At 55.4% G+C, this 18,199-nt stretch carries 16 protein-coding genes; 8 read left to right on the forward strand and 8 right to left on the reverse strand.

Annotated elements, in window-relative coordinates; genetic code table 11:
• The first annotated feature begins 2 nt into the window (after nt 1-2).
• The 4 genes from D3A97_RS21760 (at nt 3) to D3A97_RS21775 (ending at nt 2,528) form a co-directional block, all read left to right on the forward strand.
• Nucleotides 3-191: a DUF3606 domain-containing protein gene (locus D3A97_RS21760; protein ID WP_119080645.1), complete on the forward strand. Its 189-nt coding sequence runs from the start codon at nt 3-5 to the stop codon at nt 189-191.
• A gap of 166 nt (nt 192-357) precedes the next feature.
• Nucleotides 358-1,242 (forward strand): DMT family transporter, encoded by an 885-nt coding sequence (locus tag D3A97_RS21765; protein WP_119080646.1) that lies wholly within the window; start codon nt 358-360, stop codon nt 1,240-1,242.
• Between the two features lie 64 nt (nt 1,243-1,306).
• Complete coding sequence (locus D3A97_RS21770) at nt 1,307-1,687, forward strand: helix-turn-helix domain-containing protein (protein WP_119080647.1); 381 nt, start codon at nt 1,307-1,309, stop codon at nt 1,685-1,687.
• 85 nt (nt 1,688-1,772) lie between these two features.
• Nucleotides 1,773-2,528, forward strand: coding sequence for an SDR family oxidoreductase (locus tag D3A97_RS21775; protein WP_119080648.1), 756 nt, complete (start codon nt 1,773-1,775; stop codon nt 2,526-2,528).
• Nucleotides 2,529-2,592: 64 nt separating this feature from the next.
• Here D3A97_RS21775 and D3A97_RS21780 read toward each other — a convergent pair whose 3' ends face one another.
• Nucleotides 2,593-3,081 (reverse strand): SRPBCC family protein, encoded by a 489-nt coding sequence (locus D3A97_RS21780; protein ID WP_119080649.1) that lies wholly within the window; start codon nt 3,079-3,081, stop codon nt 2,593-2,595.
• 138 nt (nt 3,082-3,219) lie between these two features.
• Here D3A97_RS21780 and D3A97_RS21785 point away from each other — a divergent pair, with 138 nt between their 5' ends.
• A complete protein-coding gene (locus D3A97_RS21785) occupies nt 3,220-4,209 on the forward strand; it encodes a GlxA family transcriptional regulator (RefSeq protein WP_119080650.1) in 990 nt (329 codons plus the stop codon).
• Nucleotides 4,210-4,396: 187 nt separating this feature from the next.
• Here the strand turns inward: D3A97_RS21785 and D3A97_RS21790 are convergent, their stop codons facing one another.
• Nucleotides 4,397-4,762 (reverse strand): winged helix-turn-helix transcriptional regulator, encoded by a 366-nt coding sequence (locus D3A97_RS21790; RefSeq protein WP_119080651.1) that lies wholly within the window; start codon nt 4,760-4,762, stop codon nt 4,397-4,399.
• A gap of 85 nt (nt 4,763-4,847) precedes the next feature.
• Here D3A97_RS21790 and D3A97_RS21795 point away from each other — a divergent pair, with 85 nt between their 5' ends.
• Nucleotides 4,848-5,723 carry an NmrA family NAD(P)-binding protein gene (locus tag D3A97_RS21795; protein WP_119080652.1) on the forward strand — a complete coding sequence of 292 codons (876 nt, stop codon included), beginning with the start codon at nt 4,848-4,850 and terminating at the stop codon, nt 5,721-5,723.
• Between the two features lie 161 nt (nt 5,724-5,884).
• Here the strand turns inward: D3A97_RS21795 and D3A97_RS21800 are convergent, their stop codons facing one another.
• From D3A97_RS21800 to D3A97_RS21825, 6 genes are all read right to left on the reverse strand, one after another.
• Nucleotides 5,885-7,690, reverse strand: a complete 1,806-nt coding sequence (locus D3A97_RS21800; RefSeq protein ID WP_119080653.1) for a hypothetical protein — start codon at nt 7,688-7,690, stop codon at nt 5,885-5,887.
• A 6-nt stretch (nt 7,691-7,696) separates the two neighbouring features.
• Nucleotides 7,697-9,271, reverse strand: a complete 1,575-nt coding sequence (locus tag D3A97_RS21805) for an FAD-dependent oxidoreductase (protein WP_198674117.1) — start codon at nt 9,269-9,271, stop codon at nt 7,697-7,699.
• Between the two features lie 36 nt (nt 9,272-9,307).
• Complete coding sequence (locus D3A97_RS21810) at nt 9,308-10,735, reverse strand: RagB/SusD family nutrient uptake outer membrane protein (protein ID WP_119080655.1); 1,428 nt, start codon at nt 10,733-10,735, stop codon at nt 9,308-9,310.
• Nucleotides 10,736-10,753: 18 nt separating this feature from the next.
• Nucleotides 10,754-14,149 carry a SusC/RagA family TonB-linked outer membrane protein gene (locus tag D3A97_RS21815; RefSeq protein ID WP_157986683.1) on the reverse strand — a complete coding sequence of 1,132 codons (3,396 nt, stop codon included), beginning with the start codon at nt 14,147-14,149 and terminating at the stop codon, nt 10,754-10,756.
• A 79-nt stretch (nt 14,150-14,228) separates the two neighbouring features.
• Entirely contained in the window at nt 14,229-15,377 is a 1,149-nt protein-coding gene (locus D3A97_RS21820) for a FecR domain-containing protein (protein ID WP_119080657.1), read from the reverse strand.
• Between the two features lie 79 nt (nt 15,378-15,456).
• Nucleotides 15,457-16,023, reverse strand: coding sequence for an RNA polymerase sigma-70 factor (locus tag D3A97_RS21825; RefSeq protein ID WP_119080658.1), 567 nt, complete (start codon nt 16,021-16,023; stop codon nt 15,457-15,459).
• Nucleotides 16,024-16,395: 372 nt separating this feature from the next.
• Here D3A97_RS21825 and D3A97_RS21830 point away from each other — a divergent pair, with 372 nt between their 5' ends.
• Together D3A97_RS21830 and D3A97_RS21835 are read left to right on the forward strand one after the other, a co-directional pair.
• On the forward strand, nt 16,396-16,986 hold the full coding sequence (locus D3A97_RS21830; RefSeq protein ID WP_119080659.1) for a phage tail protein: 591 nt from the start codon (nt 16,396-16,398) through the stop codon (nt 16,984-16,986).
• Between the two features lie 40 nt (nt 16,987-17,026).
• On the forward strand, nt 17,027-18,190 hold the full coding sequence (locus D3A97_RS21835) for an ABC transporter substrate-binding protein (protein WP_119080660.1): 1,164 nt from the start codon (nt 17,027-17,029) through the stop codon (nt 18,188-18,190).
• Nucleotides 18,191-18,199: the final 9 nt, after the last annotated feature.

Here is an 18,199-nt window from a genome sequence, read left to right on the forward strand (position 1 = left end):
TTATGAGCGACGATAAAAAATTAACCGGCAAGCAGGACGATCTCCGGGTAGACGCAAAAGACCCTTCCGAGGTAGAATACCTGCATCAGCAATTCCCCTGGAAAACACACGAAGAAATAAAAGAAGCCATCAAGACCAAAGGGCCTTTCCGGGAAGATATTGAGGCTTACCTGCGCAAGGGGAAAGCGTAGCGGGCTGGCGTGGCCCGGCGGGCAAAGCAGCACCTGCCGGCTTTAAGCTGTTTTTCGCGGCGTTCATACGCTAAAGGCACACCACAGCGTCAGCGGCCCGGCTTTTTATTTCACCCCTCATTCCCTATTTTTACGGCCGCTTTGCAAAACTCATTGCTGTCCGTTCATGCCATCTACAAGCGCGCCGCGTGGCAAGCTGATACTGGCGGGTATCATCTTCGCATTTTTATGGGCCTCTGCCTCCGCCGGCACCAAAGCAGGCCTGAGCGCCGTGCAGCCCTTTGTGCTGTTCGTACCGCGCTTCTTCCTGGCTGCGGCCATTATGCTGTTCATTTCCCACGGGCTGTTCAGGAAACGCCTGCCGCAAGGAAAAGAATGGCGGCAGGTGGCTATTTACGGGCTGTTCAACATTTCCCTCTACCTGGGCATTTATGTGGTGGGCATGACGGAAGTATCCGCCGGGCTGGGCGCGCTGGCCGCCGCCACCAACCCCGTATTCATCAGCCTGCTCGGCACCATATGGCTGCGCCAGCCGTTGCGGCCGGTTACCATATTGAGCCTGGTGCTTTGCCTGGCCGGCATTGGGGTGGCCGCATGGCCGCTGATGGCAGACAGTTACGCCACTCCCTGGGGGCTGAGCATGGTATTGCTCAGCATGGTGGCCTACTCCATCGGGTCTATTTATTTCTCCGGCCGCGCCTGGGGAGACCTGCATATTTTCACCATCAACGGCTGGCAAACGCTTTTTGGCGGCATCTTTCTGCTGCCGCTGATGATAGCCTGGTACCAGCCGGGCGTTAACCATTTCGATCTCACCTGGCTGCTGGCCTTGTTGTGGCTGGTGGTCCCCGTATCTATCATTGCCGTGCTGCTGTGGCTGTACCTGCTGAAAGACAACCCCGTGAACGCGTCGTTCTGGCTTTTTCTCTGCCCGGTTTTCGGCTTTGGCATTTCCGCCGCGCTGATGGGCGAGCCGCTGAGCCTGTACACCCTGGCCAGCGTGGTGCTGGTAGTGGCCGGTCTTTACCTGGTGCAACGGGCGCGGAAATGAGCGTATTGCTCCGCAACGTTGGCCGCAACAACAAAAGTCATAACTTTAAGGCTGACAGGAGATCATGAAAAAAGCGGAGCAACATACTACCAGCCGGCCGGAAGAAATTGCGCAGCGGTACCTGCAATTCCTGGACAGGCACCTGGAAGACCTGGTGCAGGGAAGGGTGACCGAAATGCTGCAGCTCCGGCAAATTGCCGCGGCCCTCTATATTTCGCACTACCATCTTACCGATACCGTTAAACAGCTGCTCGGGCATCACCCCTGCCATTTTTACGACCAGAAGATCATCAGCAAGGCCAAAGAGATGCTGGCAGGAACAAGCCTGCCTGTTGCCGACATTGCGCTGACGCTGACGTATGACCCTTCCAACTTCAGCAAATTCTTCAAAAAGTTCACCGGCCAAACGCCCGGAGATTACAGGAAAGCGCAGCAGGCGTACTGATTTCCCAAAATTCCCAAAAGTTCACCATAAGGTATCCATTTGCTTTGGAGAGCTTTGCCGTACTGTTCATCAAAAAAGAATCATTATGGCAAGAAACGATCTCAAAGGCAAAGTGGTGCTAATTGCAGGCGGGGCTAAAAACCTTGGCGGGCTGCTGAGTAAAAACCTCGCCGCCAGGGGAGCAAAAGTGGCCATCCACTACAACAGCGGCAATACCAGGGCTGATGCGGAGCATACGCTGGCAGCCATACAGGCGGCCGGCGGCGAAGCTGTTATTTTCCAGGCAGACCTTACGCAGGTGAGCCATATCACGAAACTGTTTGACGACACCATCCAACAACTCGGAGGTATAGATATTGCCATCAACACCGCGGGCAAAGTGTTGAAAAAACCTTTTGTAGACACCACAGAAGCGGAATATGATAGTATGTCTGACATCAACGCCAAGCTGGCTTACTTCTTTATACAGGAAGCCGGTAAAAAGCTCAATGACAACGGCAAGGTGTGCACCATTGTTACCTCCCTGCTGGCGGCCTTTACCGGGTATTACTCCACTTACGAGGGCCTGAAAGCGCCGGTAGAGCATTTTACCCGCGCCGCCGCCAAGGAGTTCGGCAACAGGGGCATTTCAGTGACCGCTGTAGCCCCCGGCCCTATGGATACGCCCTTTTTCTACGGGCAGGAATCTGAAGATGCGGTGGCGTATCACAAATCTGCTTCTGCACTGGGAGGCTTAACGGACATCAAAGACATTGCCCCGCTGGTGGAGTTCCTGATAACAGACGGCTGGTGGATCACGGGGCAAACTATTTTTGCGAACGGGGGCTACACCACCCGTTAGGAGGGATGCCTGTATCAATAAAAGCGCTCACTTCGTTGTGAGCGCTTGTTGTTTCCCGATCTGTTCAACTGTTTACCCGGTCCGGCCGGTTCTTCTCAAAATGATTGCCCTCCCTGGTGTTGGGCTGCCCTTTGCCGGTAGTGATCAGCTTGTGCAGGCTGTTGGTGATGTAGTTCGTCCATGCGTTATTACAGATCTCATAACATTCATATGCCGGCACCAGCCCCTGGTGGGTAAAACGGAGGCGGGTCTTGTCCCCTTCCCGGGAAATCTCAAAGATCGCTTTTGTGCCTTTCCATTCTGTTTTGTCTTCGGTAAAGTTAAAGTAGTTATCCAGCACCAGCCATACTACCCGCTCGTCCGGCACCACCTCCACCAGCTTCATGGTGCAGCGGTGAACATCCCTGTAGTGATAATAAAACTCATCGTCAAGCGCGGCGGTGCCTCCTTCAATTTCTTCAGACCACCAGGCCCTGGGGTCGGTAACGGCGGCAAAAACTTCCTGCGGCGTCTGGCTTACCAGCAGTGTGGTGCCGAAACTTTGATTTTCCATGATCGATTCAGTTTAAAGCGTGAACGTTTACGTACAAAACTATCGTCTAAATTCCGCTTGCAAGGGTGGGTAATTGGACTTTATAGCGGGGCATTCCGGACATCACAAATCCATACCTTTGTCAAAACGCTTTCTCCCATGAAACATATCACCATCATTGTACCGGACGGGCAGAGCAACCTCAGCACCATAGCCAGCATAGTGGGTACCTACGAGATACTGACCCGGGCAAACGAGCATTGGGTGGAAACCGGCAGGGAAAAGCCTTTCAGGATAGAACTGGCCGGTGTTTCAGAAGAAGTGGAAGTGTACGACGGGCTGTTTGCCGTAAGGCCGCAAACCCATATTTCGGCCATCCGCCAAACACACCTCATCATGATACCTTCCCTGGTGCGGGATTACCAGCAGGCGCTGCTTGGTAACCAGGTGTTGATTGACTGGATAGAACAGCAATATATTGGCGGCGCCGAAATAGCCAGCATGTGTACCGGCGCTTTTATGCTGGCCGCAGCGGGCCTGCTGGACGGGCGGAACTGCTCCACCCACTGGTCTGCCGGAGACACCTTCCGGGCGTTATTCCCCAAAGTAAACCTGCAAACAGACAAGCTGATCACGGATGAGAACGGCATCTATACCAACGGCGGCGCTTATTCTTTTTTGCACCTGGTGATCTACCTGGTTGAAAAATACTATGACCGCCAGACGGCCATTTATTGCGCCAAGATCTTCCAGATCGAAATGGACCGGCAAAGCCAGTCTGCCTTTACCATATTCAGGGGGCAGAAACAGCATGGAGACGAAATGGTGAAGGAGGCGCAGGCCTACATTGAAAGCAGGCTGCATGAAAAAATATCCGTAGAAGAACTATCGTCCCGGTTTGCCGTAGGGCGGCGCAACTTTGACCGCCGCTTCATCAAGGCCACGGGCAACACCCCGGTAGAATATACCCAGCGGGTAAAGATCGAGTCTGCCAAAAAAGCATTTGAGACCACGCGGAAAACGATCAACGAAGTGATGTATGATGTGGGCTATGCAGACGTAAAGGCCTTCCGGGAAGTGTTCAAAAAGATCACCGGCATATCCCCGGTGGAATACAGGAATAAATACAACAAGGAGGCGCTGGTGTAGTTTCCCGGTGGAATACAGGAATAAATGCAGCAAGGAGGCGCTGGTGCAGTTTCCCGGTGGAATACCGGAATAAATGCAGCAAAGAGGCGCTGGTGTAGTTTCCCGGTGGAATGCAGGAATAAATGCAGCAAGGAGGCGCTGGCGCGGCTATTAGCGGCATCGGCCATTCTGTTAAAGTGCAAGCCTTTTACTTCCTGAACTTCCCCGCCTTGTCTTTCACCGCCCAGGTTTCCATGGCGTCTATCACGGCCTGCAGCCCCTGCCCTGCCTTGCTCAGCCGGTACGTAACAAAAGGCGGCACCACTGGTTTGGACTCCCGAACCACCAGGTGATCTTCTTCCAGCTGCTTCAGATGCTGGATCAGCACCTTCTCTGTAATGGCGGGTATGGCCCGCTTCAGCTCGCTGTACCTTTTGGGGCCGCCAGCCAGGTGGTAAATGATGATGGGCTTCCAGTAGCCGCCTATTTTCTCCATTACGTACGTGACCGGGCAAAGGTCTAACGCATACTGTTTGTTTTCCTGGATAACAGATGATTGTTTGATAGCCGTCATGATACATACTTTAGGGTAAGTACTTGTCAAAAAGTAAGTACAAAGATACCTTTGTTCCCGGAATTAAAAAACAAAAACAATTGACATGAAGATCATAGTCACAGGTTCTTTAGGGAACACAGGAAAACTATTAACCAGCATACTGGTAGCCGCCGGCCACCAGGTAACCGTTATCAGCAGCAATGCAGACAGGCAGCAGGATATTGAGGCGCTGGGGGCCACCGCCGCCATTGGCTCCTTGAGCGATGCCGCCTTCCTCGCCGGGGCTTTTGCCGGCGCGGACGCCGTATATGCCATGACGCCTCCGGGTATGGGCGGCTCCAACATTGTAGCCAACAACACCCGCGCCGGTGAAGCGCTGGCCACCGCCATACAGCAGGCCCGCGTGCCGCGCGTAGTGGTGCTGAGCAGCGTGGGCGCAGACCTGTCCAGCGGCAACGGCCCCATTGCGGCCTTGTACAACATAGAGCATTTGTACAACAAGGTACCGGGCACGGCCTTCACGTACCTGCGCGCCGGGTATTTCTACCTGAACTTTTATGCAGACATCCCGCTGATCAAAGGCCAGGGCTTCATGGGCGGCAATTACCCCGCCAACACTGTACTGCCGCTGGTACACCCGCGGGATATTGCGGCCGCTGCGGCAGAAGAGCTGCAGCAACCTTCCGGCAAAAAAGTGCGTTACGTAGTAAGCGATGTACGTACGGCGGCAGATGTGGCAAAGGTGCTGGGCCAGGCAGCCGGCAAGGCAGACCTGCCCTGGGTGGAGTTTACAGATGAACAATCCCTGCAGGGCATGACGCAGGCCGGGCTGCCGGAAGAAATAGCGGGGCTGTACACAGAAATGGGCGCAGCTTTCCGCAGCGGCAAGCTGCAGGCTGATTTTGAGCAAAACGGCCAGCCGGTGAGCGGGAAAGTGAAGCTGGAAGACTTTGCGAAAGAGTTTGCGGAGAAGGTGTAACGGTAGAGGAAATCCTTCAAACCCGCACGTACGTGCGGGTTTGAAGGACCCTATGCTATAGCAGCGCCGGGTTGACCTGCGGGCACTTCTTGTTTTCCACCTTGTGGCCCGTTTATGTGCCGGGCGGCAATAACATGCCGCCAATACCGCTACAGCAAAAATCAGCTTCTCGACACTTCTACCCAATAACTGCCCATCCATATCAGTTTCAGCGTAGAGCGGGACGTGGGTGAGAACTCCAGCCCGTCTGACAGGAATATGTTGGAGTTGTGCGCGATCTTGGTGAGTGAATTGCTGAACGTCAGCAACAGCTCCCGGTACAGCTGGCCGCCGGTAATATTGGTGATGGTGGTGGCCGCGGAGTTGTTGAAGTTCAGTATCTGCGCCGCCTGCAAGGTGCCGCCGCCCATGCTGCAGGATACCACGGCGGCGTTGTTGTTGACAGACAGGCGGCCGCCGGCCGCAGTGGTCAGAAATGCCTGCAGGGCCGCTTCAGAAATGTAGGTGGCAGGCGCCTGGTTAAACACCGGGTCTTCCAGCGAAAGGCGGTTGCTGGCTACGTTGCTGCCATATGCGTCTATGAATATGCCGTTGGTAGCGCCATAGGCTCTCACTGTTCTTACTATGGGGCGGCGTATCACCAGGCCCTGGGTGAGCGCTTTGTTAAATACAATGCCACAGCCCAGGTTGTTGAAAAGCGGGCTGTCAAACTCCACGCCTACGCCGTCTTTGATGTGAACGGCAAAACTATTGTAGCTGTCATCCTCAATTCTGCCGCCGCCGGTGAAATAGGTATTGATGAACTTGATGTTCCTCGGCAGGTCGTTGGCGCCGTCCGAGTCAATGAGAATGGCATTGAGGCGGGAGCCTTCAAACTGCTGGCCGGTAGAAACGAGGTTGTACGCCCCGCCGTCCAGCCACATGTTATGCTGGTCTGACAGGCTTACCTGCCCGCCTATGAAATTCAACGGCCCTATGGTGCCATAGGTGGCGTTGCGCCGCCCTATCCTGATACCATAACCGCACTTGTACACGTTCACGTTGCTGTATATTTTCATGTTCACCTGGCCGTCTGATTCATTTGACCTTATGTTGAGGCCAATGCCCGTCCAGCTGCCGGTACCCGCGGCCTGCCCGCGGATGAGGCCGTTGTGATGCTCTGTTTCCCAGGTGGTCACCTCCGTGATGCCGTTACCGGCCGGGTTGTTGATCTGCACGGTGTAATTGTCCATGCTGATCTGCCCCTGGCAGGCCTCGAAATAGATCACGTCTTTTGTTCTGTTGCCGCCCACAAAGTTCATGTTCTCGAAATGTATCTGGCCGCCCATGCTGGCGGGGCTGGAAATAGAAAAGCTGCCAATGCATTCTATCAGCCGGCCGGTATCATTGCTCATATGCACCAGCGCGGCGCCCTGCGGTTCCAGGCTGCCGGTGGCAATACCGCCGGCCTGCCCGGAGATTTTCACCCGGCCGGGGCGGGCAGCGTATTGCGGGTTTTTCAGGCTGTCTTTATACAGGTACAGCGTGTGGGTCAGGTACTTTTTCCCTGCCAGCAGCTTTATTTCCATACCGGTCACAGCGCAGTAGTTGAGCGCTTTCTGGATCTTGGCGGTGTTGTCTGTTCCGGTTTTGGTGATGTAGTCATAATCTCCGGTGGCGCCGAACATTTCCAGCGTGGCGTAGGTGGCAATGCGTTTGTAGCGGCGGGCGCCGCTTACCAGCGTCATGGCGCTATCATCCGGCGTGCTGGTATCTGAAGGGTCCAGCTGGAAAGCGCCGGATTGCTCACCCGCGGTGATGAACACCACATCCCGATTGTCTGCCGCGCCGCTTCTCAGTTGCGCCATAGACAGGTAAGGAACGTTCTGGATAGTATCTTCCAGGTTGAGCGGGAACACTTCCGCCGTTTTTTGGCAAGACGAAAGCCACGCTATCAGCAGGATAGCGAATAGAGGGACGTTTTTCATGTGACGTTATTTTTTGATTGATAAAACCTGGCCCTTTGCTTTCAGGCGCCGCGCCAGTATGGAATAGTCTACTTCCTGTACCGGTACGTTATTTTCCAGCGCTACGGCAGCGGCAATACCGGCACTTTCTCCCAGCACCATCCAGGCCGGCTCCACCCTGATGGAGCTAAACGCCACGTGGGAGGCAGACACACATACGGGCACCAGCAGGTTGGTGCATGCTTCCGCTTTGGGCACAATGCTGCGGTAAGGCACCTGGTAAGGAATGCCCTGGCCATTGATACGCGTTTTGGCGGGGAAGATGGTGCCTTCGTTGATAAAACCGCCACCGGGCGTGGCTATCCGCTGGCAGTCGTGAGAATCTATAGGAAAGGATGCCACCGCTATTGCGTCTGGTTTTTCTTTATGCTCCAGTATGTCTGCCTGTGTCAGGAAATAAGCGCCTTCCATGCGCCTGGCCTCCCGCACGTACAATACCGGCGGAAAGTGGCCATAGGCGGCAAACTCATCTTTGGCATAGCCCATCTGCCGCATGCGCTGGCGCACGTTTTCCGGCACGGCGGTGTCTGTCATCAGGAAATACAGCAGCCCTTCCGTATAACTCCGGTGCCGCGCCCAGATGGCCTGGCGCTGTTTGTAAGATGCGTTGGGATAATCCCAGTTCTCTCCCACCAGTCCCAGGGAAAGCTGCCCGCCTATACCGTTGTTGCCGTCCAGCTTGTTGCCGGGAATGGGGTACATATCGAAGGGGACGCCCGTTTTGGGGGCAACCTTGTAAAAGCGCCTGAACAGTTCGTACCGGCCTGCATCATAATCTGCCGGCCGGGTGAAGGGCACGCGGTTGGCCGGGTCTTCAGAGAGGCAAAGGCGGAAGCTGTAGGTCATGATGCGGTGGTCTCCCTCCCCTTCCGGCGTTACGGTAGTGCCGGAAACGAGGGGCAGCGGCCGGCCGTTGTCTCCCCTGGAGCGCGCGCCTACAGCTTTCTTCTGGTACACTGCGCCCGCAAAAGATTCCCCAAATTCCGCACGGCCTTCCCGCCCTACGCGGAACGGTACTTTGGCGGCGGCCATCAGGTCCCCTTCATAGCTGGCGTCTATAAACACCTTGCCTGCAAACCGTTTACCCGAGCGCATGCGCAGGGTGCTCAGCTTTTTGCCGAACATGGCGGCCCGCTGCAGCGTTTCGTTCAGCACTACTGTTACGCCTGCTTCTTTCAGCATGGTATTGAACACCAGTTCCGCCACATGCGGCTCATACGTCCAGAACTTCGTGTCTTTTTCTGCTACGCGGTACGGCAGCGCAATACCTTTTTGACCGTAGTGCGCTTCCACTCTTTTATGGAACTCTTCAAACAGGCCGCCCAGCGCTTCGCGCAGCATCTGGTTGGAGTCACTGAAGCTGAGGCCGCCGCTCATCATGCCGCCTACCAGCGGCAGCGGCTCTACCAGCAATACCGTGCGGCCCTCCCTGGCGGCGGCTACGGCAGCGGTTACGCCGGCGGGCGTGCCGCCATATACAATAACATCGTAACTATCTGCCGGCCTCCCTGCATGCGCGGGTTTCCATGCTATCAAAAACATACATATCCATGCGTATAACAACGTCTGCTTCATGTGCTAGTATCCGGGATTTTGTGGTAACAGTAACGGGTTAAGGTTCAGCTCCCTGAACGGCACGGGCATCAGCTTCCTGTCTGCCGTAACGCTCATGTTGGAGAGGCGCGGGTCAACAGGGCGGTATTTGGCCTTGAAGGCTTCCATGGTGGCCACTTCTTTTCCCCAGCGGATCAGGTCGTGCCAGCGGTGGCCTTCATAACACAGCTCCAGCCTTCTTTCCTTTTCAAGCGCCAGCTGCGTGTCTGCCTTGGAGAGACCGGTGAGTGCGTCCAGGCCGGCCCTTACGCGGGTTTTGCTGATGTAGGTAAGCGCCTCTTCCGTTTTATTGTTCTGGTTAAGGGCTTCCGCGTACATCAACAGCACGTCTGCGTAACGAAGCACCGGCCAGTCGTTCCCCCCGTCGTTCAGCACGCTCACGTTATTCACAAATTTCCTGGACCAGTAATAGATCTTCGGGTTGGTGCCGTCTTTAAACACCCCCATGTAGGCTGTTTTACGGAGGTCGTTATTATCAAAGGCATCATACAGGTCTTGCGTGCCCATGTTGTTGCTGAGCGCGCCCAGGCCTACCACGGAGGTGCCTGATTTCTGCGGTGCAAAGGCATGCGCAAAAGAGTTGCCCAGCCCTATTCCACCGGCCACATACTGTACGGAAAAGATCACTTCGGAATTGTTGTCATTACCGGGGCCGAACAGTTTGGCCAGGTTAGGCTCAAACGTATAGGCGGGTACCACCTGCGCCAGTTTGGCTTCCGCCAGTTCCCATTTTTGCTGCTGCAGGTACGCTTTCCCCAGCAATGCCCTGGCCGCACCGCTGGTGGCGCGGCCCACGTTCACCCCGGTGAACTTCGGCGGAAGGAGGGCCTCGGCGTCCAGCAGGTCTTTTTCTATTTGCGCGTATATGTCTTCCGCCGGGGTGCGGGCATAGGTGTACGCTTCCGCTTCTGTGGCCAGCTCTTTCAGTACCAGCGGCACATTGCCGAAGAGGCGCACCAGGTTGAAGTACATGAGGGCACGGAGAAATTTGGCCTCGCCGGTGTACTGGTCTTTCAGTTCGCTGCTCATGTCAATGCCGCCTATGCGGTCAAGAATGATGTTGGCCGCGGCAATGGTGCGGTACCCCTGGTTCCAGGGGCCTGATACGCCGCCGGTAGAGCGGAAGGTCAGCCAGTCAAACTCCCCGTAGCTGCCTTCGTTCTCGGTGAATACCTGCGTATTGTCTGACGGCAGTTCGAAATAGATCCAGAAGCCGTTGTAAATATCCCGCAGGTTGCCATATGCGCCGGTCAACGCCGCGCGGATGTCTGCTTCCGTTTTATAATAGTTGCCTACCGGTATCACGTGTTGCGGCGTAATCTCTACAAATCCGCTGCAACCCGCTGCCGCCAGTGAAATGGCCAATATGGGAATATATTTTTTCAGATGCATGATGTGCTGGTTTAGTGTTTAAAAACCCAGGTTAAGGCCGGCAATGAACACCCGGTTAGCCGGGTAAGTGCCCTGGTCTACACCGGGGCGGTATACGGAGTCTCCGGTAACGCTGGTCTCCGGATTGTACCAGTTGTACCTGGTAATGGTGAACAGGTTTTGCGCGGTTACATAACAGCGGAGCGCCTGTATCTTTACTTTGCGCAATACGCCCGCCGGTAAAGTATACCCGAGCGTAACGTTGCGCAGGCGGAGGAAAGACGCGTCAGACACGGCCATATTGGTGAGGTTGTTCAGCGGCGTAACACCGGAGGCCAGCGGGGCCGGGTATTCCGCAGCTTTATCCGGCTGCTGCGGGTCAAAAATGTTGTTGTAGTACGCGGGACTGGTGTTCACGTTATGAATGCCGAACTGGTGGCGCACGTTGCCGTTGATCACGTTTACGCCCTGTACGCCCTGTACAATGAATGAAAGGTCTATGTTCCGGTATTGCAGGGTGCTGTTGAGGCCATAAATAAAATCGGGGAAACCATGGCCCAGCACGGCGCGGTCGTTCTCATCTATCTTGCCGTCGTTATTCTGGTCTTTGATGATCCAGTCGCCTATCTTGTTGCCCGTTACCCATTGGGGGTATGCGTCCAGGTCATGCGCCGTTCTGAAAATGCCTGCTACCTGGTAACCGTACATCAGCCCCAGCGGATCGCCGGTCTTCACCTGGAATACATTGTCCCATCCAAAAATGGCGGCGTCTGGCGGTAAAGACGACGGGCCTCCCAGGTCCAGCACCCTGGTGCGGTTGGCAGACGCATTTGCTTCCAGCGTCCACCGCACGGGGCCCAGGTCAAAGTTGGCTTTGGCGTTCACTTCAAGGCCCTGGTTACGCAGTTTGCCAAGGTTGGTACGGAAGGAAGCCGCATAGCCGATAATGGCGGGCAGGTCTTTCTGGAAGAGCATGCCTTCCGTTTCGCGGGTATAATAGTCTACCGAGAGGCTGTATTTATCATGCAGGAAACCCAGCTCCAGCCCTACATCCGTTTGGCGGTTCTTTTCCCAGGTAAGGTTGTAGTTGGCAAAGCCAGACTGGGCGCTGCCGTAGGTGCGCTGGTTGCCGAAGCCGTAGTCTCTCGGAACAATATTGTTGGCCCAGGTAAAGTCGCCAATGTTGGCGTTGCCGGTCTCCCCGTAGCTGGCGCGTACTTTCACTTCGTTCAACACATGGCTGACAGCCTGCATGAACGGCTCCTGGCTGATGCGCCATGCGGCGGAAACAGACGGGAAGGAAGCAAAGCGGTTGCTGGGGCCGAAGCGGGAAGAACCATCGCGGCGGAGCGCGGCAGACAGCAGGTATTTGTTCTTATAGTCATAGTTCAGCCTGCCGCCGACAGAAAGAAAAGAGTTCTGGCTGTAGGCCAGTGAACCTACCAGGTCTGATGAGGCCAGCGGGTTTTCCAGCAAGGCCGTGGTATAGGTGCCGGAGCGGCCCGCCGCGCTGGTAGACTTGGCCTGGTAGCGCTGCAGGGAGTATAACACCAGCGCGTTGAAGTGATGCGCTTCCCCGATGCTGCCGTTGTAAGAGAGGGTATTTTCCCACAGCCAGTCTACTACGGAAGACTGGTTCTCGGAAGAATAGATCTGCGCCATCACCGGGTTGGACAGGCTGGCGGCCGGCGCGCTGTTATTGGCCAGCGTGGCCGGTATATACGCATACTGATCGTTAATGTTGAGCGTAGCGCCAAGGGATGTTTTCAGCTTCAGGTGCTTCACCGGCTCGTATTCCAGGAAGCTGTTGCCCAGCAGGCGGTATTCTTTCACGCGGTTCTTGTACAGCTCCAGTACCGCCAGCGGGTTGTAAAGGCTGGCCTGGAAAAACACGCCGTTAGCCGAGTTCCTCAGCCCGCGGTACCCCTGCGCATAATCCCCGTCTGCCGCGTATACCGGCACTACGGGCGGCATCAGTACGGTGGAATGTATAGGGCTGGGCAAACCGCGGCCACCCGCCGTTTCCCCGGAAGACGCCTCACTGAACTGCCCGCCGGCAGGCTGCCGCCACTGGTCTGAGAACGAGGGCGCCATGGAGATGCCGAGCTTCAGTTTAGGATGAAGGTCCGCGTCCATATTGAAGCGCAGGTTGTACCGTTTGTACGAGGTGCCGCGCATGGTGCCTGTTTGATCAAAATAGCCGCCAGACACAGAGTAGCGCGCCTTTTCAGAACCGCCCCGCGCGGAAAGCTGGAAGTCGGAAATAGGCGCCTGCCGGAAGATCACATCCTGCCAGTCTACATCCGGCAGGCTCTGCGGGTCTGTATCAAATACGGCGGGATAGGTTACGTTGCGGAGGCGCGCCGCAAATTTTGCGTAATCGATATATTCATCGCGGCGCAGCAGGTCTACCTTTTTAGCGATCTGCTGCATGCCGGTGTAAGCGGAGAGATTGAACGCCGCTTTACCTGCCTTGCCTCTTTTAGTGGTCACGATCACCACGCCGTTGGCCGCCCTGGAACCGTAAATAGCCGCGGAGGCCGCGTCTTTCAACAGCTCAACGGACTCAATGTCTGCCGGGTTGATGAGGTCGAACTGGGTAGACTCCTGCAGGGGGTAGCCATCTACCACGTACAGCGGATCGCTGCTGGTGCCCAGCGAGCCCACGCCACGTATCCTGATAGTAGGCGGTTCTCCCGGGTAGCCGCCCCTGGCAGATTGTACCTGTATACCGGGGGCCAGCCCCGCCAGCGCTTCGCCCGGTGTTGATACCGGCTGCCGCGCCATGGCCGCGCCGCCTATCTTGGAAATAGCGGTGGTTACCTTTTTGCTGCTCTGCTCTCCGTACCCGATCACCACCACTTCTCCCAGGGCTTTCTGCTGCTCTTCCAGCACCACCTCCAGTGCAGCGGCGCCGTTAACGGCCACCTCTTTCGGGGAAAACCCGATGAAAGAGAACATCAGCACCGCATCATCACCGGCCGCAATACGGAAGGCACCGGCAGCGTCCGTTACCGTGGCGCTGGCCGTGTTCTTCACCCTGATGCTGACACCGGGCAGCGGCTCCCCTTTGGCGCTGGTGACCCGGCCGGTCACGTTCTTTTGCTGCGGCGGCGCCTGGCCTGGAGCGGCCGCCGCCTTTCTGCGGATCACCACGGTTTTGTAGTCATCATTAAAAATGATATCTACCGCTTCCCCGCTGAAACACTTTTGCAGTACCTCTTTCAGCGGCGTGTTGCTGAACTCGAGCGTAAGCGGTTTCAGGTTTTTCAGCAACGCTGCGTCTGCAATAAAGTTGCGGCCGGTTTGCTCCGTTAGCTGGTAGAACACTTCTTTGATAGACGCATTCTTTACGCGGATGCTGACCTGTTGTGAGAACCCCTGTGCGCCGGCCAGCAAAAGGACGCTCAGGAAAAAAGTAAAACTCAGTTTCATAACACTCCTGGAATTTTTGAAAAATAAAAGCCCCGCATGCCGCCTCCTGTGCAGCATGAACAGCTATTGAACAGCTCTTCTATTGTTTGATTACCGTAACTTTATTGCCCTCAATTTTAAAACGGACGCTATTGGTTTGCTCAATGGTCCTCAGCAGGTTCACAAGGTCCCGTGAACGCTGGTAGTTACCCTGAAAGGCCACGCCGGTCATATCCCCTTCGTATCGTACTTCAATGTTGTACCAGCGGGCAAGCCTGGTCATAATATCCCTGATGTTCTCATTGTTAAAAATGAACAGGCCTTTCTTCCATGCCATTACATCATTCACATCTGCCGCCATCACCCGTATGGCCTCCTGCCCGCCGCCGTTAACGGCCATCTGGCCGGGTTGCAGCAGCACCGGCTGGCCGGGCGTGTTCCGCACCCGCACCGATCCTTCCAGCAGGGTGGTCCTGATAGCGCCTTCTTCCGTATAGGCGTTGATGTTAAAGTGCGTGCCCAATACTTCTACCTGCTGCCCGCGTGCCTGTACCAGGAAGGGGCGTTTTACGGCGGCGTTGCCCACCTGCCCTGTTTGTTTGTTCACTTCAAAGTAGGCCTCCCCGCTTAGTTCCACCTGCCTGGCATGCTGCAGGAACCTGACGGGGTAACGCAGGCTGGATGCGGCATTCAGCCATACGCGGCTGCCATCGGGCAACGTTACCTGGTATTGTCCGCCGGGCGGCGTGGTAATGGTATTGTAAGTTTCCGGGCCATCCGCGGGGCTATCCGCGCCGGAATACAGCAGCTCCCCTTCCGCCGTTTTATCTACATGCAGGCCTTCTTCGCTGGCAAGGCGGCCGATGGGGGCATCCGCCAGGCTCACCTTTTTGCCGCTGGCCAGCGTCAACACGGCCTGGTTGCCGCCGGGCGGTATGTTAGCTTCCGGCAAATACGTGGCCACTGCCGGCGCGGCCGGTTGCCCGCCGGGGGCCAGGTAGTACAGCCCTGCGGCAATGCCCAGCAATACTGCCGCGGCCGCGGCCCAGCGCGGCCAGAGGCGTCTTGTGCGCGGCAACCGTGCCTGGAGGTCTTGCAGGCCATGTTCATATTCTTCCTGCATCTGCTGCGCGGTGAGGTCTGAGGGCGGCAGGCCCTGTTGCAGGTACCAGCTTTCCACCAGCGCTTTTTCTTCGCTGGTAGCTTGCCCGGAAAGGTATTTATCTAGCAGTTCTTTGGCGTTCTTCATCGTGGAATGGGCATTTTGCCCGCTGTACACTTATATGACACGCTACTGAAAGGGAGGGGGTATACGATCTGAAAAAAAATCAGAAGAAAATGGAAAAAACGCGGGCGCCCAGCCGCACCTTGAGAATACGCAGCGCGTTCCTGACCTGGGTGCGCACTGTCAGGGGGCTGATAGACAGCTCTTCCGCTATTTGCTGGTGGCTCATGTTGAGGTGGCGGCTCATTTCAAAAATAAGCCGCATCTGCGCGGGCAAGGCGGCTACTTCCTGCTCCACAAGGCGTATCAGCTCTTTTTCCCGGAGCTTTTCATCTGTAATGTTCTCTCCTTCTTCTATAAATTGCTGCAGGGAGCGGGCAAAGGTATCATGCACTTTCTGATGGCGGATGATGTTCAGCAGCCTGTTCCTGACGGAGGTATACAGGTAGGCGGCCAGGCTGGTGGTGACCTGCAGTTGCTCGCGGTTATGCCAGAGGGAAACAAAGATGTCCTGCACCACGTCACGCACCTCTTCCCTGTCTGGAAAGCGCCTATAGGCGTGGCTGTAAAGGATGCCCTGGTACCTTTTGTATATTTCGTTCAGGGCCTCCCGGTCACCCGCCTTCAACATGCCTAACAATTGCTGGTCACTATGTGATTGGTATAGCATTGAGCCCGTTTACATGACTACTGTGTAACAGTGGAATTTGCATAAATATAATAGAATTATCAGAATTTGCAGTACGGGCTGATTTTGCGGGAGCGGGCCACCGCTCCTGCAGCGATATTTCAATTGACATAAATATTTTTCCTGTAAAAATGAAGATATGCCCTATATTTGATCATCATTTCACAATTTGACCCTTGAGAAGTCTAATGTTTTCCCGGTTGCCCAGTAACCTATAAGAATTAATACCAAACTCTCTGCAGAGGAATTTCTACCTCTCTGTAGCAGTCTTCCAGGATGTCTTTAGCTGAAATCATGTAAGCAGAACAATCGCTTTTGGAAAAAGATATTGTTTACTCCTTAATCAAATGATCTATGGAACCTTACCTTGCACTTATCTGCATTTTCGGCGGCAATTTTGCTATCAGGGGCTGGGCTTTCTGCCAGGGACAACTCTTGTCCATTGCCCAGAACTCCGCGTTGTTTTCCCTGTTGGGCACTACTTATGGCGGAGACGGCCAAACCACTTTTGCATTGCCTGACCTCAGGGGCCGCGCGCCCATCGGTATTGGCCAGGGCCCCGGCCTTCCCAACTATGTACTGGGTCAAATGGCCGGCACCACTACGACCACGCTGCTGATCACCAACATGCCTGCGCACAACCACATAGCGGACCCCAGCGGGCTGAGCGTAACGCCTTCCGCCAGCACGGCCAATGGCAGCACCAACATTCCGGCCGCGGACCTGGTGCCCGCGCAAGTGCCCGTAATAGGCAGCGGCCCTAACGCTGTTACGGTAAGGGCGTATGGCAAGCAGGACAATACCACCACGCTGGCGCCTGGCAAAACAAGCGGCACAATAGGCATCAGCATGGCCGGCGGCAGCCAGCCCTTCAACATCCAGGACCCGTACCTGGCCATGAATTACCTGATCGCTACGGCAGGCATTTTCCCTCCCAGAAGCTGATCATACAACGTATCACCCTAATTACCAAGATCAGCGCTTCATGGTCCCTGCCATTACAGTTGGCTTTCTAAGCCCCTACTCCGGTATTTATCCGCACTATGCGCACCACCTGTTCACAGGCTGGCTGTTGGGCATGGGGCTTGACCCTGCGCGGCAGCATACCGTTCAGTTTGTGCAGGAGTACACGGAAATGGGTGGCATGAAGACCACGGAAGCCGCCGCCCGCAAGCTGCTCTTTTTTAACCGGGTGGATATCCTGTCTGGCCTTATCAGCTACAAAGCTGTGCCGGGCATTATACCGCTCATTGAAAAAGAGCGGCGGCCGGCTTTCTTTTTTGACCTGGGAGAGTATGTACCGCATTTCCCCTATCTCAGCCCCGACGTGTTTTATGCGTCCCACCAGTTGTGGCAATCGCAGTACGCGCTCGGCAAATGGGCGGCAAGCACGTTCGGCGGAGGCGGCCACATGGTCATGCCGGTGTACGAGGCAGGCTATCACTTCAACGGCGCCTTCCGGCAGGGCACCATTTCCGCGGGAGGGCAGGAACTACAACTGACGGTGTTGCCTTTTGACGAAAACGATCCATATAAGATGGAACTCGGCGCTTTTTTTGCATCGCTCGCAAAAGGACCGCCACCCTATGTGTATGCCATATTCTGCGGCAGCATGGGCCGGCTTTTTTTCCAGCAATGGATGGCCAGCGGCTTTCATAAAAAGGTCCCGCTGCTGGTACATGAAACCATGGCCTATGATGATATACTGGACGACATCAGGCATACAGACCTGGAAATATACACTTCCAGTTTATGGATGCGGGAAGATGAGAACAAGGTGAACCAGGTATTTGTGAGGCAGTTTGAACAGCTGGCACAGCAACCCGCCAACATCTATGCATTGATGGGCTATGAAGCAGGGCTGATATGGAAGGAGCTATTACCACATGCGCAAAAAAAAGACTGGGACACGGTGAAGCAGCAATTGCGCACCGGCGTCATCAACGGCCCCTGTGGCGAAAAGAACTTCTACCCTGCCTCCGGCTTTGCATTACCCGCGCCCAGCATTATCAAGATCGCAACACGCAACCATCAGATACATAAGATCATTCTTGACCAGGGAAAAGGCATGCGCTTCGATGCAAAGGAGCTGGAAGAAATACACAACGGCAGTGTATCAGGCTGGCAAAACCCATTTCTCTGTATTTAAAAAACTACT

It is taken from the genome of Chitinophaga alhagiae, from assembly GCF_003568665.1.
GTDB classification, from domain to species: Bacteria; Bacteroidota; Bacteroidia; order Chitinophagales; family Chitinophagaceae; genus Chitinophaga; species Chitinophaga alhagiae.

What these genes read in the sequence shown, in the direction of transcription:
- D3A97_RS21760 (WP_119080645.1), top strand. Translation starts at nt 3, where the DNA reads ATGAGCGACGATAAAAAATTAACCGGCAAGCAGGACGATCTCCGGGTA.
- D3A97_RS21765 (WP_119080646.1), top strand. Translation starts at nt 358, where the DNA reads ATGCCATCTACAAGCGCGCCGCGTGGCAAGCTGATACTGGCGGGTATC.
- D3A97_RS21770 (WP_119080647.1), top strand. Translation starts at nt 1,307, where the DNA reads ATGAAAAAAGCGGAGCAACATACTACCAGCCGGCCGGAAGAAATTGCG.
- D3A97_RS21775 (WP_119080648.1), top strand. Translation starts at nt 1,773, where the DNA reads ATGGCAAGAAACGATCTCAAAGGCAAAGTGGTGCTAATTGCAGGCGGG.
- D3A97_RS21780 (WP_119080649.1), bottom strand. Translation starts at nt 3,081, where the DNA reads ATGGAAAATCAAAGTTTCGGCACCACACTGCTGGTAAGCCAGACGCCG.
- D3A97_RS21785 (WP_119080650.1), top strand. Translation starts at nt 3,220, where the DNA reads ATGAAACATATCACCATCATTGTACCGGACGGGCAGAGCAACCTCAGC.
- D3A97_RS21790 (WP_119080651.1), bottom strand. Translation starts at nt 4,762, where the DNA reads ATGACGGCTATCAAACAATCATCTGTTATCCAGGAAAACAAACAGTAT.
- D3A97_RS21795 (WP_119080652.1), top strand. Translation starts at nt 4,848, where the DNA reads ATGAAGATCATAGTCACAGGTTCTTTAGGGAACACAGGAAAACTATTA.
- D3A97_RS21800 (WP_119080653.1), bottom strand. Translation starts at nt 7,690, where the DNA reads ATGAAAAACGTCCCTCTATTCGCTATCCTGCTGATAGCGTGGCTTTCG.
- D3A97_RS21805 (WP_198674117.1), bottom strand. Translation starts at nt 9,271, where the DNA reads ATGTTTTTGATAGCATGGAAACCCGCGCATGCAGGGAGGCCGGCAGAT.
- D3A97_RS21810 (WP_119080655.1), bottom strand. Translation starts at nt 10,735, where the DNA reads ATGCATCTGAAAAAATATATTCCCATATTGGCCATTTCACTGGCGGCA.
- D3A97_RS21815 (WP_157986683.1), bottom strand. Translation starts at nt 14,149, where the DNA reads ATGAAACTGAGTTTTACTTTTTTCCTGAGCGTCCTTTTGCTGGCCGGC.
- D3A97_RS21820 (WP_119080657.1), bottom strand. Translation starts at nt 15,377, where the DNA reads ATGAAGAACGCCAAAGAACTGCTAGATAAATACCTTTCCGGGCAAGCT.
- D3A97_RS21825 (WP_119080658.1), bottom strand. Translation starts at nt 16,023, where the DNA reads ATGCTATACCAATCACATAGTGACCAGCAATTGTTAGGCATGTTGAAG.
- D3A97_RS21830 (WP_119080659.1), top strand. Translation starts at nt 16,396, where the DNA reads ATGGAACCTTACCTTGCACTTATCTGCATTTTCGGCGGCAATTTTGCT.
- D3A97_RS21835 (WP_119080660.1), top strand. Translation starts at nt 17,027, where the DNA reads ATGGTCCCTGCCATTACAGTTGGCTTTCTAAGCCCCTACTCCGGTATT.